At 43.7% G+C, this 15,591-nt stretch carries 15 protein-coding genes; 3 read left to right on the top strand and 12 right to left on the bottom strand.

Annotation, left to right across the window (positions count from 1 at the left end):
• Positions 1-20: 20 nt before the first annotated feature.
• The 7 genes from ACFOGI_RS08230 to ACFOGI_RS08200 all read right to left on the bottom strand — a co-directional run bounded on the left by ACFOGI_RS08230 (position 21) and on the right by ACFOGI_RS08200 (position 8,466).
• The gene (locus ACFOGI_RS08230; RefSeq protein ID WP_390271257.1) at positions 21-1,964 is read right to left on the bottom strand and encodes a stage V sporulation protein D; all 1,944 of its coding nucleotides are present in this window, start codon (positions 1,962-1,964) and stop codon (positions 21-23) included.
• An 86-nt stretch (positions 1,965-2,050) separates the two neighbouring features.
• A complete protein-coding gene (locus ACFOGI_RS08225; RefSeq protein ID WP_390271254.1) occupies positions 2,051-4,270 on the bottom strand; it encodes a penicillin-binding protein in 2,220 nt (739 codons plus the stop codon).
• 17 nt (positions 4,271-4,287) lie between these two features.
• On the bottom strand, positions 4,288-4,662 hold the full coding sequence (gene ftsL / locus ACFOGI_RS08220; RefSeq protein ID WP_390271251.1) for a cell division protein FtsL: 375 nt from the start codon (positions 4,660-4,662) through the stop codon (positions 4,288-4,290).
• Positions 4,659-5,639: a 16S rRNA (cytosine(1402)-N(4))-methyltransferase RsmH gene (gene rsmH / locus ACFOGI_RS08215; RefSeq protein WP_390271248.1), complete on the bottom strand. Its 981-nt coding sequence runs from the start codon at positions 5,637-5,639 to the stop codon at positions 4,659-4,661. Before rsmH ends, ftsL begins: the two co-directional genes overlap by 4 nt.
• 65 nt (positions 5,640-5,704) lie before the next feature.
• On the bottom strand, positions 5,705-6,136 hold the full coding sequence (gene mraZ, locus ACFOGI_RS08210; protein WP_390271515.1) for a division/cell wall cluster transcriptional repressor MraZ: 432 nt from the start codon (positions 6,134-6,136) through the stop codon (positions 5,705-5,707).
• A gap of 190 nt (positions 6,137-6,326) precedes the next feature.
• On the bottom strand, positions 6,327-7,955 hold the full coding sequence (gene bshC, locus ACFOGI_RS08205; protein ID WP_390271245.1) for a bacillithiol biosynthesis cysteine-adding enzyme BshC: 1,629 nt from the start codon (positions 7,953-7,955) through the stop codon (positions 6,327-6,329).
• Between the two features lie 88 nt (positions 7,956-8,043).
• Complete coding sequence (locus ACFOGI_RS08200; RefSeq protein WP_390271242.1) at positions 8,044-8,466, bottom strand: DUF3397 domain-containing protein; 423 nt, start codon at positions 8,464-8,466, stop codon at positions 8,044-8,046.
• Positions 8,467-8,643: 177 nt separating this feature from the next.
• Between ACFOGI_RS08200 and ACFOGI_RS08195 the strand changes: the two genes are divergently transcribed.
• Entirely contained in the window at positions 8,644-9,147 is a 504-nt protein-coding gene (locus ACFOGI_RS08195; protein WP_390271513.1) for an N-acetyltransferase, read from the top strand.
• A gap of 122 nt (positions 9,148-9,269) precedes the next feature.
• On the opposite strand, the gene ACFOGI_RS08190 is transcribed toward ACFOGI_RS08195, so the two are convergent.
• The 4 genes from ACFOGI_RS08190 to ACFOGI_RS08175 form a co-directional block, all read right to left on the bottom strand.
• Complete coding sequence (locus ACFOGI_RS08190) at positions 9,270-9,761, bottom strand: RsfA family transcriptional regulator (RefSeq protein ID WP_390271239.1); 492 nt, start codon at positions 9,759-9,761, stop codon at positions 9,270-9,272.
• A gap of 102 nt (positions 9,762-9,863) precedes the next feature.
• Positions 9,864-10,631 carry an enoyl-CoA hydratase/isomerase family protein gene (locus tag ACFOGI_RS08185; protein WP_390271237.1) on the bottom strand — a complete coding sequence of 256 codons (768 nt, stop codon included), beginning with the start codon at positions 10,629-10,631 and terminating at the stop codon, positions 9,864-9,866.
• Between the two features lie 110 nt (positions 10,632-10,741).
• Positions 10,742-10,915, bottom strand: coding sequence for a 50S ribosomal protein L32 (gene rpmF / locus ACFOGI_RS08180; protein WP_390271234.1), 174 nt, complete (start codon positions 10,913-10,915; stop codon positions 10,742-10,744).
• A gap of 50 nt (positions 10,916-10,965) precedes the next feature.
• Entirely contained in the window at positions 10,966-11,496 is a 531-nt protein-coding gene (locus ACFOGI_RS08175; protein ID WP_390271231.1) for a YceD family protein, read from the bottom strand.
• A 215-nt stretch (positions 11,497-11,711) separates the two neighbouring features.
• On the opposite strand from ACFOGI_RS08175, the gene ACFOGI_RS08170 reads away from it, so the two are divergent.
• Positions 11,712-12,923, top strand: coding sequence for a nucleotidyltransferase (locus ACFOGI_RS08170; RefSeq protein ID WP_390271228.1), 1,212 nt, complete (start codon positions 11,712-11,714; stop codon positions 12,921-12,923).
• 32 nt (positions 12,924-12,955) lie between these two features.
• On the opposite strand, the gene ACFOGI_RS08165 is transcribed toward ACFOGI_RS08170, so the two are convergent.
• A complete protein-coding gene (locus ACFOGI_RS08165) occupies positions 12,956-13,981 on the bottom strand; it encodes a SepM family pheromone-processing serine protease (RefSeq protein ID WP_390271225.1) in 1,026 nt (341 codons plus the stop codon).
• A gap of 245 nt (positions 13,982-14,226) precedes the next feature.
• Here ACFOGI_RS08165 and ylbJ point away from each other — a divergent pair, with 245 nt between their 5' ends.
• Positions 14,227-15,462, top strand: coding sequence for a sporulation integral membrane protein YlbJ (ylbJ, locus tag ACFOGI_RS08160; RefSeq protein WP_390271221.1), 1,236 nt, complete (start codon positions 14,227-14,229; stop codon positions 15,460-15,462).
• The last annotated feature ends 129 nt before the right edge of the window (positions 15,463-15,591 follow it).

Genomic DNA, 15,591 nt, shown 5'->3' with positions numbered 1-15,591 from the left:
TTTATATATTATAGCAAAATTCACCTTGCATCTCGATCATTTTCGTCGGATAAATATATTCTGACTTTTGACCCCTCATCCAGTTTTGTCCCTGGCCTTGGTTCCTGATCCATGATGATATCGCCGTTTCCGTTGGCTTCGACAGAGAGATTGATCATCATTTCCGATAATTCTTTTTTAGAAAGTCCAATCAAGTCAGGCACTTCCACTTTTGGCTGTTCTGGCCACTGGTATTCCTTCTCCATCCCTCCCGTGCGCGGTTCCACTTCCAGAGCCCGTAAACTGTCTTCAATAATAGTACCTACCACAGGGGCCGCAACTACACCACCGAATTGGACAGTATTCTTTGGATTATCCACTGCGAGATATACGACAATTTCGGGGTCGTCAGCTGGTGCAAAGCCAATGAAAGAAACAATATAATTATTCTCCATGTACCTGCCGTCAGGCCCCACCTTCTGGGCGGTCCCTGTTTTTCCGCCTACTCTGTACCCTTCAACATATGCAGGACGGCCTGTACCTTGTGCCACAACACTTTCCAATGCATGCCTGACCTCTTTGGACGTAGATTCAGATATCACACGATCCTTCAGTTTCGGTTCATATTCTTCCACCGTATCACCGGTAATCGGGTCCTCCCATTCTGCTGCAATATGCGGTTCATAGAGGTATCCCCCATTAACTGCAGCAGATACCGCCATTACCTGCTGGATTGGTGTCACTGAAACCCCTTGACCAAAAGCTGTCGTGGCCAATTCTACCGGCCCGACGTTTTCCGGCTTGAATAATATTCCGTTTCCTTCCCCACGTAAATCGATCCCCGTTTTCCTGCCGAAACCAAAATCTTTGATGTAGCTGAACAAACGCTGTTCACCAAGCTTTTGACCCAAATTGACGAACCCGGGGTTACAGGAATTCTGTACCACTTCCAAAAATGATTGTTCCCCATGCCCCCCACTTTTCCAACAGTGCAGGTTGGCACCTTCCACTTCAATGTGGCCATCATCATGGTAATGATCTTCTTCCAAATCCACCAGATTTTCCTCCAGAGCAGAAGCAAGCGTAATAATTTTAAATGTTGACCCAGGCTCGTATGTACTCCAGATTGGCAGATTACGGTCAAATACATCAGCATCCACTTCTTGGTAATTCTCCGGATCGAAATTCGGCCTGGATGACATGCCCAGTACCCCACCTGTATCGGGGTCGACTGCAACCGCCAATGCTCCATCTGGGTTATATCTGGAATCGACCAGGTCTAATTCTCTCTCTAATATTGTCTGCACTTTTGAATCAATTGTCGTCTTCAAGTTGAGCCCATCTTTCGGGGGAGAATAGACATCAGCAAGACTATCCAGCCTTTTCCCCTTCGCATCCGAATAAAAGGACAGGCTTCCTTCTTCCCCGCCAAGCCTTTCGTCGTAATGCAGTTCAAGACCCATGAGCCCTTGGTTATCGATACCAGTGAACCCAAGTACATGGGATAGATAGTCACCAAAGGGATAATAGCGCTTGGAATCCTTCGCAAGGTAAATTCCATCCAAGTTCAACGCCCGAACCAGTTCTTCCTGCTCTTCGGAGATTTTGATTCCCTCTGGTCGCAGGTTGACACTGGAGGCATTTTTTGTCAATGTTTCCAACACCTTTTGCTTAGGCATGTCCAGTACTTCTGCTAGCTTCCGTGCTGTTTCTTCAGGATCCTTGATCTGTCTTGGTACTGCGACAATAGATGGTGCTGTAACGTTCTCTGCAAGCACTTCCCCGTTCGTATCCAATATATTCCCACGCTCCGGCTCAAATACAATATCCCTTGTCCATAAATTGTCAGCTCTGGACATCAACTCATCACCAAGTACGAATTGAACATAGCCAAGTCGTATATCAATGATGGAAAAAATCAAAATGCCAAAAAGAAAAACAGCTACTATTCGTTTTTTAACCGTTACAGTAGATACACGTTTCATGGTTCATCCCCTTTTTTCAGGTATGCTTGTATCCACTATATGTAAGGCAAAAACGTAATAGAACACTGTTTCTCTGTCTGTCAACTCTATTCCATATCCGACTGTTCCTCACTGTCGCTATCCTCAGTTCCGGTTTCTTCAGCTCCCGGCGGTGAAAGTTCTACACCCAAGTAGTCACCCTTGTTCAACGGTGTACCCGGTTCGATATGCTGTACATCCACATAGCCGTTTCCAAATGTCTCCACTTGCAGCTCCAATAAACCTGCAAAGCGCCTTACTTCACGTAATGACCAGCCGCTAATATCGGGCATGACAGGTTGATCCGTGACTAATAGCACTCTATCGTTCGGAAGAACCTTACTGCCTTCTTCCACACTGCTATCTACCACTTTACCAGAACCGATGATTTCTGCTTTCAATCCGGCTTCTTCCATCCTCCGTTTTGCCTCATCGGCATCTTCACCTATAACTTGTGGGAGTTCACTCTGATGAACCTCATGTGCATCTGAAGCATCCGGGTCGATATTCAAATAATGGAGGCTATTTTCCATTACATTAGTGAATATGAAGGAGACCGGATCAGATCCAGACTGGGTCGGCTCTAACTCGGGCTGTTGAACAGCAACATACATCATTAATTGCGGATCATCTATCGGAGCCATCCCGAAGAAAGAGAAAATGTGATTCTCCCTGCCAGTCAAATATTTGCCGTCTGGCCCGGGCATTTGGGCAGTGCCAGTTTTACCTCCGACGACATAATCGTCGAGCTGATTTTTACTGCCAGTAGCATCCTCTCCATTTACTGCATCAGCCAACAACTTCCTTACCTGTGCTGCCGTATCTTTGGAAATCGGGTTTCCTACGACATTCGGTTCCTTTTCCTCGACAACTTCTCCATTAGAAGGATCTACTATACGCTTAATCACATATGGCTGAAGCAACTTCCCATCATTTGCAATGGCTGTTGCCGCCTTCATCAGCTGTATAGGTGTCATCGTCGAGCCTTGACCAAACGAAGTGGTGATTTTTTCCAAAGGCCAGTTGTATAAGATCTGTCCAATCTCTTCGTTAGGAAGGTCAATTCCAGTTTCTCTGTCTAAATGAAAAGCTTTCAGATATTCCAGATAGGTATCTGCACCTACTTTCTCCCAAAGCAGCTTTGCTGCAGCTACATTGGAAGATCGCCTGAAACCTTCATTGTAGGAAATGGCTCCCCAACCCTCACCATTATTATGGTCATGAATCGGTGCGATGCGTTCGTTCGGCCGGTAACTACCAGATTGAAACTGCTCATTGCCATTGTAGACTCCCTCTTCAATGGCCGCTGCCCATGTAAACATTTTCACAGTGGAACCTGGCTCAATAGGGGTTGAAACAGCGTCATTATACCAATTCTCCACATCGGAAGGGTTGTTGGGATTATAGCTGGGACGGGAACTCATAGCAACAATTTCCCCTGTATCAGCATCCATTACCACCGCTGTCATCCGTTCTGGATCATATTCTTCCTCCACTTCAGAAAGCGTATCTTCCAACAATGTCTGTATCTTCTGGTCAATCGTCAAATAAACGTCATTACCATCCTCTGGTTCCTGTATGATTTCATCAGGATCGAGAAGTTTGGTATTATACCGATCACGCTTATAGGAAATAAAACCATCCTCACCGGCTAACAACTCGTCCATTTCCTTTTCCATCCCGGCAATACCTTGTATTTCCTGTCTGTATCCATTTTCTGTTTTCACTTCATTCTCTCTCGCAAATCCAATGATATGAGAGGCGAACAATCCATTTGGATAATAACGGGTAGATCCCTCATCAAAGTATATTCCGGGCAAGTCCAGCGCCTCTATTTCCTCTTTTTCCTGCTGGGACATTTCCTTGCCTGCGTTGCCGAATTCCACCTGAAAACGGTTATTCTGTATTCCTTGCTGGAGTTGTTCAAGGATATAGCTCTCTTCTACCTCCAAGATGGGGGCCAACGTCCGGGCTGTATGCTCCGGGTCAGTCACGTGCAATGGCTCCGTCGAGTTTTCGGAATGGGCCTCGTCCACCACTGCATAGAGGGAAAACGCAGGTCGATCATAGGCCAATGTCATTCCATTCTGATCGTAAATCTTCCCTCTTTCAGCCCGAAGAGTATAACTCGAGGTTCGTTTTTCTTCCGCCCATTCTTCCAAAGAAACATCATCGACTTCCCCGGAAGCTTGTATATACAGGAATCGGCCTGTCAGGACAAGGAAAACCCCAATGAACAGGATCATCAGAATACCTGCCATTAAATTGGTTTTCTTATTCTTCCTCATCTCGTTGTTCTCCTCACTTAGTTGCTAAACCCCTCCGCTTGTTTCACCTGGGCATCCTGTACTTTCAATCCGTTCTCTTTGGCGATTGATGTAATACGTTCCGGCCTGCTCAATTCTTTTACCTCGAACACCAGACTTTCATTCTCTGCCTTCTGTTGTTGAACTGTCTGCTCTAGTGACTGGACCTCTCTGTTCAAAGTATCTGTGCTGGAAGAAAAGGACACCACAAACACACCAGCCCCAACCAGACAGGCGCTCATCATGGAGTATAGCACTTTTTCACCTTTCGTGACCCACCCTTGTTTACGGACCTTTACATTCACTTTTTGTTTATGATCCGGTGTATGTTGTGGTTCCATCTGCTGCCAGCTTCTCGCATGGTTTGCACTCATCGTTTTTTCCACCCTTCCCCATAGGTAAATTCTTCTCTCCATTTATTTACTTTTTTCACAATACGCAGCTTAGCTGACCTAGATCTCCTATTTTTCTCCAACTCACCAGTTTCGGCAACAATCGGCTTCCTATTTATTAATTCAAATGGGGCTTCATGATCCTTCGGAAGCACCGGCAGATTTTTAGGTGTTTCTTTTGGAGTACTCCATTTTTTGAAGGCCTGTTTACATAGACGGTCTTCAAGTGAGTGGAAAGTTATCACAGCTATACGGCCATTGACATCCACTACTTCAGCCGCCTGATGAAGTGCATCATTAAAAGCTTCCAATTCATCATTGACCGCAATCCGTAAGGCCTGGAAAATACGCTTGGCCGGATGCCCGCCTTTCCTCCTGGCCGGTGCAGGAATGCCGGATTTAATAATATCCACTAGCTGATGAGTCGTTTCGATCTCTTTGGTTTTTCTATGCTCTTCAATTTTTCTGGCAATTTGTTTGGAGAATTTCTCTTCTCCATATTTAAAGAAAATAGCAACCAAATCATTGTATGGCCAATGGTTGACAACTTCATGAGCAGTCCTTTCAGCAGACTGATCCATTCTCATATCAAGCTTAGCATCATGCTGATAGCTGAATCCTCGATCTCCTCTATCCAACTGTGGAGAAGATACCCCCAGGTCGAACAAGATGCCATCTACACGTTCAATCTGATGTTTTGCCAATTCGGTCTGGAGACCCCGAAAGTTGGAATGAATGAACAAGACTCTGTCTTGATACGGTTTCAACCTTTCCTTCGCAGCTTCCAGTGCATCCAAATCCTGGTCAAATGCAATAAGGAGCCCGGACGGACCCAAATGGGAAGCAATCTGTTCCGAGTGTCCCCCACCACCGACTGTACAATCAACGTATGTACCGTCCGGCCTCATGTTCAATCCCTCAATTGTTTCATCTCTTAATACACTATAATGTTCAAACATTCTTACACCCGCTTCTGACCATTTTCCTTTGTCTGCAGTTCTAAAACTTCTCTGCGTATACCATTTTAAATATCAAAATCCATGAGATTTTCTGCAATCTCTGCAAATGATTCTTCGGATTCCTCAAAATAGTCATCCCAGTTCTCACTTGCCCAAAATTCAATTCTGTTGGAAACACCGATGACTACACACTCTTTTTCCAATGAAGCATAGGACCTTAATGGTTGAGGAATGTTTATCCTTCCCTGTTTATCCACTTCACATTCAACTGCTCCGGAAAAGAAAAAGCGTGTGAATGCCCTTGCATCCTTTTTGGTCAGTGGGAGTTTCTTCAATTTCTCTTCCAATGTCTTCCATTCATCCATGGGGTAGGCAAACAAACATTTGTCAAGTCCACGGGTAACAACAAAGGACTCTCCCAGGTCTTCTCTAAACTTGGAAGGTACTATGATTCGTCCTTTGGCATCAATATTATGCTGGAACTCACCCATGAACATATAGTCCGCCCCACTTTCATGTTTCCATATTACCACAACCCCCCACTATTCACCACCAAATTTCACTTAAAAATTTCATTACATTCAAGTTACAGAAACAGCTATCAATTGCACACACAAAAAAGCCGCCCTTCCCTTGGAAGAGCAGCTTTACACATCAATATTTCAATTGGTGGTGATAAGTGGAGGACTATAGCCAAACCACATAATGATCCTTCTCAAACGACCACTCCGCTGCCAGCAACTCCTGGATGAAAGTCTCTCCGTTTTCATTCAAAAACGGCAGAGGATTCCATGTCCTCTCTTGAAGACCGGCATTCGGAAACATCATTGCCTGGATATGATCAAATTCATGGAATTCTTTCTTATGAGTCTCTTCTACAGCTTTTACCATCCTCTTGTGAAGAAAGTCAATCTCTCGGTTCAAATGTTCCAAGTTTTTATCTGCCAAATCACCAATATCCGCTCGTATGTCCTGTGCTGTTTCCCTTAAAGGCTTATGTGCTTGGTCAAGGGTGCTTTTCAATTCTTCAACAATCTTGGAAATTGGCGGGTTGTTCAGGGAAGCAAGCCAATTCTCCCTCTGTTCTGCAATTCCTTTGTTAACCGCTTCTTCTGCAGATATGCCATACTTATCCATTGCCTTCCGTACCTTCCTGTCTACAAGCGTAAAGGACAAGCGGGGAACAACAGGCGGCATGTTCAAACGAAGGGAGCGGAAAGCTGGCTTTAATGCCGCCCAATAACCTATTTCCCCCGGTCCTCCCACAAATGCAAGGGACGGGAAAAGCAATTCCTGCATTAATGGCCGGGTGACCACGTTATTGCTCAGCTGTTCTGGATGACTCTTAGCAACGGCTATCAACTCTTCCGTGGTCATCTTCACTTCATCCTGCTTGCCTTTCCAGTTCCCTTCTTCATCCCGGTATAATAATATTCGTTCACCATTCAGATGATAGAAGAGGTTCGCCTGGTCTTCCTCTATCTCAAGAGAAATGGAGTAGCCTTTTTTTCGAAGCTGTTCATATGCTTCCATTACCCCTCCATTGATTTCTTGCTGCCGTTCAACCATCTGAACAAAATGGCTGCTTTCCAGCTGCCGCAGTTCAGTACTCCCAGAATCAACGAGGACAATCCCTTCTTTTTCAAACAAACGAAAGATCAATTGTGCAAAAAAGTCGACATAGGTCAAGGACTGTTCCAGGGATTCTTTAATTGCTTTGTACAAATCTTTTGTATAGATGGTTTCCTTCAACTGGGAGAAGATGAAATCGACCCATTCTGCGCTGTTTTCCTTATCAATCAGGAGCGAGGAAGCAGATTGCTTCCCATACTGCTGTTGAGGTATTTTGCTTTTTCTCAACCTTGGAATTTCCGACAAATAGATATGATTGATTTCATCGAAATCATGATCTTCTCCTGCAATCCAGAAGACAGGTATTACAGGTTTACCCAATTCATTCTCCTGCTTCCGAGCCAGAGTAATGACGGAGATCAGTTTATTTATCGTATATAAAGGCCCTGTCAAAATGCCTGCCTGTTGACCACCGACAACTACCATACTGTCGTCTCCCCGAAGCCGCTCGATATTTTCCAAGGCCGATTCAGGAGCGTTCCACTTCCGGTTCATCGTTAGCAGGACATCTGCCAGTCCAGTACGGTTAAACTCCCTGCTTCTCAAGTCCTCTGCTCTCTTTCTGTAATCATTAAAAGGATGGTAATCGAAGAAGCAGCTTATATCCCCGTCCACGGAGCGGTAATTTTCTATCAGTTTACTTTGGTTATGTATAGTTATAGAGTCCATTTGCATTACTTTCATGCTCCTTCATTATTGATAAGTCCATTCCATCATGTATTGTACCTAAATCATCCAATTATTTCATGTAATCTGTTTAGATCCGTTTATATCAGTGAATGATGAACTTTCCAATCCCGATAAAAATCAGGATGACATAGAGAAAGGAAAAAAGCAAAAAGGACAGTCGCCAAAGAATTTTCCATGCCTTGCTGAAAATAATTTCACTGGTCAATTTCCATTGCAGGAAAATAAGGGCGGCCAGAATACTGAGCATCACGGATAAGATCATTCCCCACAGCTGGACCTCAAAAACAATTGATAATTCGATTCCCACAGCAGCAATATAAAAAATGGTCGTCCAATTCACCGTGCGATGCAATGCTTTCCGCTTTTTAGTTCCCATAGCGAGGGAAACTTGATAGACAAGCAATGAGGCAATAATTGGTGCAGCTATGAAAAAAGCTGTAAAATAAATAATGTATTCGGCCATCGTCCTATCCTTTCTTCTGCCCAAGACAGCTTCTTTACTCAACAGAAAATCAATATTCCTGCATAATTATCTATTGTATCAAATGTAGCAAGGTTTTAGGGGTATTTATTCCGTCTGTTTACTCATGTGCTTTCTATTTCATTCCACATGCATTTGTATTATAATAATATATATAAATAGGGTAAGTATTCAGACATCAGAGGGGGAGAATTATCTATGATGACCGGAGTGAAAGTGGAAAGATTACTAATTAATTATAAGACACTCGAAAAATTTAAGCGCTTTAAAGAATACGGGAACCAAGAACTTTCGATGATGGAGGACTTGCAGAATAACATCGTGGAAAATAACAGTGAGTCGCCTTTTTATGGGATATATTTCGGGAATAACTTGATTGCAAGGATGAGTCTTTACCGAGTAGATGCTAAATATGATCAATATTTCCAGCCGCCACAAGATTATTTGACGCTTTGGAAACTAGAAGTGCTTCCAGACTATCAGGGGCAGGGATATGGAAAAGCGATGGTGGAGTTCGCCAAGAGCTTCCAGTTGCCGATCAAGACAAATCCAAGAATTAACTCCCATGGTTTCTGGGAAAAAATGGGCTTCCAAAAAGCCCATTATGAAATGGAAAGAGACCTAGGAGAAAATCCACTGATCTGGCTCCCCGACGGAGTGGAAGAAAAATCTCAGGGATCCGAGCAAGAGACAACACGAGATTAAGTCAGTCCGGGAGACATGAGAAATAGGGTCTGTGCTTACAGGATCAAGCAAGGACTAAAAAAGCGCGATATATAGTAAGACATGAATGCTTTTCCATTCATGTCTTTTTTGTGCTGAAAAACTTATTTACGATATTCTGATTGGCCATTTCCTGCATTCTTCCATAACTTCTCCATTTCCTTCCATGTCTCTTCATATAAATTAAGCTGTTGTTTAAGGGCTCTATTTTCCTGCTGGAGGCGGTTCATCAATGACTCCTGTTCCTTCAACAGCCCTTTATCTTCTACTGGAAAATAAGCTTTCATTTTATCTAAAAGCAATATAGCTGTTTCTATGGTCGTTTTATCATGACCCAAATCCCCCGAAGTAGTTCGGCCACTCCCCCTCCCTCCAAGTTTCCTCTCCTGCTTCGCTTTTTGGATTTCTTCATCATATTGCTTACGTATGGAAGCATTCCATCGGAAGCCACATGCGGCAGAAGTTCGGTCCAACTTTCCGGCAACTTCTTTGAATGCTTCCAATTGCGTCCTTCCCTCTCGAATATAAGTTAAGACAGTATCTGCCAAAAGAAGGTCTTCCTCTTTCGACCACGCATCCTGCCGAGTCGCATTCATAGCACCCCTCCTTATGCATTTGCTATCAATATATGCAAAAAATAGGGACACTAGAATAGAGAATTCTTTAGGTCGACAAATGAATCGCTTCTTCAGTCGTTCTTATCCCCGCTTTCGTGATTCAAACCTTTCTACAGCAGCTACATGTTCTGGTGAATCCCATAGAGAGGAACTATTTTGCACTTCCTCATTCATCAAAGAAGACAGTTCCCTGCTGCAAAGCTTCTTTTTATATTGACTTTTTAACAGTTTCATCTGTCCCAGGGATTTAGTGATATAGGGGTGTAACACATCCTCCTGGTTATGCCAGTCCTGCTCGCTGACCAGGTGATGCAGCCACCCCCTTTCCCTTAAATCGACAGCACTGTATATACTTCCTTCTGTCAACCATTGAAAGGCAAAAGACGGCAACACTTTTTCATAGAGGACGGCACCCCCTCCCCAACCAGGTAGAATTCCAAGAGTGGATTGGACAAAACCAAAAGCCGACGTCTCCTTGGCTATACGGATATCGCAAGCTGTAGCTATCTCACAGCCTCCTCCTACTGCGTTGCCGTTAAGCAGACAAATCACCGGTACTGGAAAAGATATAATTTTATACAATACTTGCTTCATCGGGTGAAGAAGGGCATATGCTTCCTCCATAGTTAACCTGCCATGGAGCTCACTCAAATCACCACCGGCACAGAACATTCCATCACCAGTACCTGTGAGGACCAAAAATTTGATAGATTCCTGTTTTGCTTGCTCCAACATTTCCAACAACTCTTCTGCCATTTCTGTTGAAATGGCATTGTGCTTCTCTGGTCTGTTCAGCCGAATTTCCGCGTAATCCTCTGACACTTTTTGATAAGTGACGTTTTCAGACAATCGAATCCCCCCTCCAACATATTCCAAAACTAAATGGAAAATAAACACTCCAACTTTGTATATAAAAAAACAGATCACTGGCTGTTGTGATCTGTTCTCTGGTCGTTCATTTAGTTGCTGACAACTTCCTTGCCATCATAGTGTCCACATGATCTGCATACATGGTGAGGCTTTGTTAATTCACCACAGTTTGAGCATTCAACCATGCCAGGCACATGCAATTTTTTATGAGTACGACGTTGGTTCTTAACTTTTTTAGAAGTTTTTCTTTTTGGTACTGCCATGACCTGCTACACCTCCTTCATATTTACGAAGCAAAACCAGGTGGTTCTGCTTATTGTCTGCCGTTATCATCCTTGAACAGAGATTCCAGCTTCTTCAACCGCGGATCAACCGTCTGTTCCTTTTCCTCCTCAGTCACAAGCTTCCAGTCGCGACCTTCCAAGGGCGCTTCCTCTTGGTCACTTGTCCCATCGGAAAACACACGAAACGGAATATCCAATAGGATATTTTCCTTGATATACGGGGTTAAGTCAAGTACTTCTCCCTCAATCGGATGGATTTCATCTTCTTCCTCTTCCTTGCTATAATGCGGAGAAGTTGTAAAGACTTCATCTGCTCCGATATCAAAAGGATAAGGCACATCAACCAACGTTCTTGCACAAGGCAATATCATTTCCCCGTTGATCCGAAAGGAAAAAATTATTTGTTCCCCTTGCAGGAAACATTTGCCGGCAACACGAACAGGCCCAATCTCACGTATATCATTGTTCATTGTCTCCAATTCGGAAACGTCCACCTTTTCATCGAATGTAAAAGGTTCATTGTAAGCATTTTTTTTGATTTGGCCCAATGTAAATTTCAAGTTAATCACCTCAAGGCAACAAGAGTAATTTTAAAAGAAAAAAAGACTTTTGTCAACATACTTTCTTTACAGGTTAAAGATAGTAGCCAATTATATGATTCCCCTTCTGGTAGGCATTAATCCTTTTCCCTCAAGCTTCCTATCGTTTACATGCGTGATTCTCGTGTATATTTTTGATACAATTATTACCATTATATAGTACAGGAGCTGTTTTCATGAATGCATGCGGGTTAATTGTCGAATATAACCCATTCCACAATGGACATCTCTATCACTTGAAAGAAGCAAAGAGAACATCCGGGTCGGATTGTATGATAGCGGTAATGAGCGGAAATTTCCTTCAGAGGGGAGAACCTGCCATCATGGACAAACATTATCGGGCTAAAGCTGCTCTTTTGTCCGGTGTCGATCTAGTCCTTGAACTGCCTTATGCTTTTGCCGTGCAAAGCAGTGACCTTTTTGCAAAAGGCTCTGTATTCACTTTAGCGCAGATGGGGGTATCTACTATATGTTTTGGAAGCGAGTCTGGCGACATACATGACTTCATTTCAAGCTACCATACTTTCAAACAAAATGAAAGAGGATTTCAGCAGTCATTGAAAAGTCACTTAGAACAGGGAGTTGCCTATCCGGAAGCCAGCAGACAAGCATATCAGGAGATTGGTCTAGCCAGACAATCGATGGATTTGACTCAACCAAATAACATACTCGGCTTCAGCTATGTCAAAGCCATCCTGGAAAATGGACTGGAAATAACTCCATCGACTATTAAACGGACGAATAGCCAATACCATGATCAATCGCTTTCGGGAGAGATCTCCAGTGCAACCAGCATACGCAGAGAAATACTGAATTCAGGCTTAATCACCGACAAAGCAACCAAGACATTGCCAAAAGAAACACTGAACCTGCTGGAGGAGTACAGAACAGCAACATCTGCTTGGCATCACTGGGAAAAATACTTTCATCTACTGCATTACAAGGTCATGACGATGACGACGAGTCAGCTTTCTCGCATCCAGGGAGTTGATGAAGGACTTGAATATCGACTCAAAAAGACTGCAAAACAAGCAATCAACATGAATGAGTGGCTCCACGCAATAAAAACGAAACGATATACATGGACAAGGTTGCAGCGCATGTTCACCCACCTTTTAACGAATACAACGAAAAAGGATATGGAGGGTATCATGGGTGCCGCTTCTATCCCATACGTCCGCCTCCTTGGTATGTCACAGGCCGGACAGTCCTATCTAAGTCAGGTAAAAAAAGGATTGGAGACCCCCCTAATTACAAGTTTGGGTGGGAATGCCCATCCCATGCTTTCCATGGAGGAGAAGGCAGCATATGCTTACTACAGTATTCTGCCACCAAAAGTAAGACAAGAGTTCCAAAAACAGGAACTCAGCCCGCCTGTCAGAATCTAAGAACCCAAAGGATAAAGGGAAGACTGCCCCCTTTATCCTTTGGGTTCAAGCTGATTCAAATAATCCAGTGCATCTTCAAACGTCTTCACCGGTACAATTTTCATATCCGTATTGATTTCCTTTGCTGTTTCCTTAGCCACTTCATAATTGGATCTTTCTGTTCCACTTCCATTAGGAGCGAAAAATATATCAATCCCCTCGCGGTCAGAAGCAACCACTTTTTTATCAATCCCACCGATTCGGTATACAGTGCCATCATAATCGATTTCTCCTGTACCGCCTATATGATACCCTTTCGTAATATCGTCTTCCATCAATTGATCATAAATCTCCAGGGAAAACATCAGCCCAGCGCTAGGACCCCCTATTCGCCCACTGGAAAAATTGACCTCTGGATCCACTTCCACGTTCCTATCGGTAACAAGGCTGATGCCAATTCCGGCTCTGCTGTTGTTCCCATCGAACTGGGCAAGTGTCAATTCTTTAGTGGAGACCTCTTCTTCCCTGACCACCTCCAAGCTAACAGTTTCACCAACATCTTTTGTTTCTACATAACTGGTTAAATCAGTTGCTTCTCTTACTTCCCTTCCATCTACCCCGATAATACGGTCTCCTGTCTGAAGTTTTCCATCAGCAGGCATTCCTTCCATTACGGAAACTACATAAATCCCTTCATACTTTATGGTGATATTTTCCTGTGCCGCTTGATAGGCGACTACGGTAGATGCTTCTTGGGAACTTTCCATCATTTCTAACTGAGCCTCCATATACTGCTCTTCCGATATGCCATGTGGACGGACTTGGTTCAACGGTAGAATGTCATGATGCGGGAGCACCTTCGCCATCATATATTGAATGGGTGTTGCTTGGCTTCCACTCACCGTCACCAAATGCATATCGCCACCACTGTCATATCCACCGCTGACTTCGACGATTGGGTCGAGTGCGTCTGCCCCACCGGGCCGTTGAATATAATAATCGAGCTGGTATACGGAGAGGAAATAAGCAGTCAGCACCACCAGCAGCAGTAATAGAATATGTCCCTTTGTAAACCTCATCAGATACCCCCTTCCGGTAAAATAGAACAAAATAAAGATTGTACTGTAGCGTCCACTGTTAATAGCTATTCATCAGATCTAAAAAAATAATATGTTATTACAAAGAAAAGTATCTGGCATAAATAGGAGAGGTAGTGGCGTATATTGATATAGACTTGTACAGCGTATGAAACAAGCTAGCATTATTCTACTACTAACATTTGAGGATGTACAGACCAAGGCTCTGCCTGTAGGGGGCTTACTAATTGAGACAAATAATAAAAACAATTCTCTTGTCTGGGTTCGCCAGTTTCCTGACAATAGCTCTTATCCGTTTCCCGGATCAGGCATTTGAAGCAAGCATACGTGGGTTGAATATTTGGTGGGAGGTCGTCTTTCCTTCCCTGCTGCCGTTCTTCATTACAGCCGAATTGTTAATTGCTTTTGGTGTTGTAAAATTTATAGGCGTACTGTTTGAGCCGATCATGCGCCCACTTTTTAATGTTCCCGGAACAGGAAGCTTTGGCTGGATTATGGGAATGGTGAGCGGCTATCCTACGGGGGCCAAGATAGCAGCAAGACTTCGAGAAGAAGGACAACTGACACAAGTAGAGGCCGAACGACTAGTTTCATTTACCAACGCTTCCAGTCCCCTGTTCATTTTCGTCGCTGTCTCCATCGGTTTCTTTCATGATGCCACCTTGGGAATACTACTGGCTGCCTCTCATTATATCGGCAATGCTCTTGTTGGCATATGTATGGGGTTTTATAAGAAGAATAAAGACACAAAGCCGGACAACTCCAAAAATAAAAAGGATAAACCCGCTGTTCTGCGTGCATTTTTGGAGATGCATGAGACGCGAATGAAAGATCAGCGACCCTTGGGGGAAGCAGTCAGTGACGCCGTGCTGAATTCTATCCAGACATTGCTCATGGTCGGAGGATTTATCATCTTGTTTTCTGTTTTGACGAAGCTCCTTTTTTTGTCAGGTGTTTCATCGATATTTGCGAACCTAATTGAAGGTGCTTTTGTCCTCTTTTCCCTTCCTGCTGATATGACATTGCCATTTATATCAGGGATTTTTGAAATTACTTTGGGAGCTCAGATGATTTCTCAAACCCCAGCAGACAGCATGTTGTCAAAAGCTGTCATTGTCAGTTTCATCCTGGGTTTCAATGGGTTTTCCGTACAGGCACAAGTCGCCAGTATACTGGCCAGAACCGATATTCGATTTGCCCCATATTTCTTCGCAAGGTTTTTGCATGGGGTTTTAGCCAGCATGCTGACACTTATTCTATATAAACCATTATATATAGATAAGCAAGTGTCCCATATGGATCCTATACCGGTAACATCTCCTCGTGTCTCATCCGATACCTGGACCATCCTGCTTGACTCACTGGTACAAACGGGCCCCCTGTTTACTATAGCAAGTCTAGGGTTGGCGGTAGTCCTATTGTATCGAAGAATGAGGAAAAATGCTGCGCCATCCAGCAAGTAATGAGGGAAATTTACCACTACAAACTAAAGGGTATGCAAAATTCACCTCAGAATTTTGCATACCCTTTATTGCTGTATCAGTATGAAGAGACACAACCTGCTTTCTATTCGTTTGCTGGAGAGACATAAG

It is taken from the genome of Virgibacillus xinjiangensis (assembly GCF_042643145.1).
GTDB classification, from domain to species: Bacteria; Bacillota; Bacilli; order Bacillales; family Amphibacillaceae; genus Virgibacillus_O; species Virgibacillus_O xinjiangensis.
Note: the sequence above shows the minus strand (reverse complement) of the source record. Positions and strands in the feature narration are given on the sequence as shown.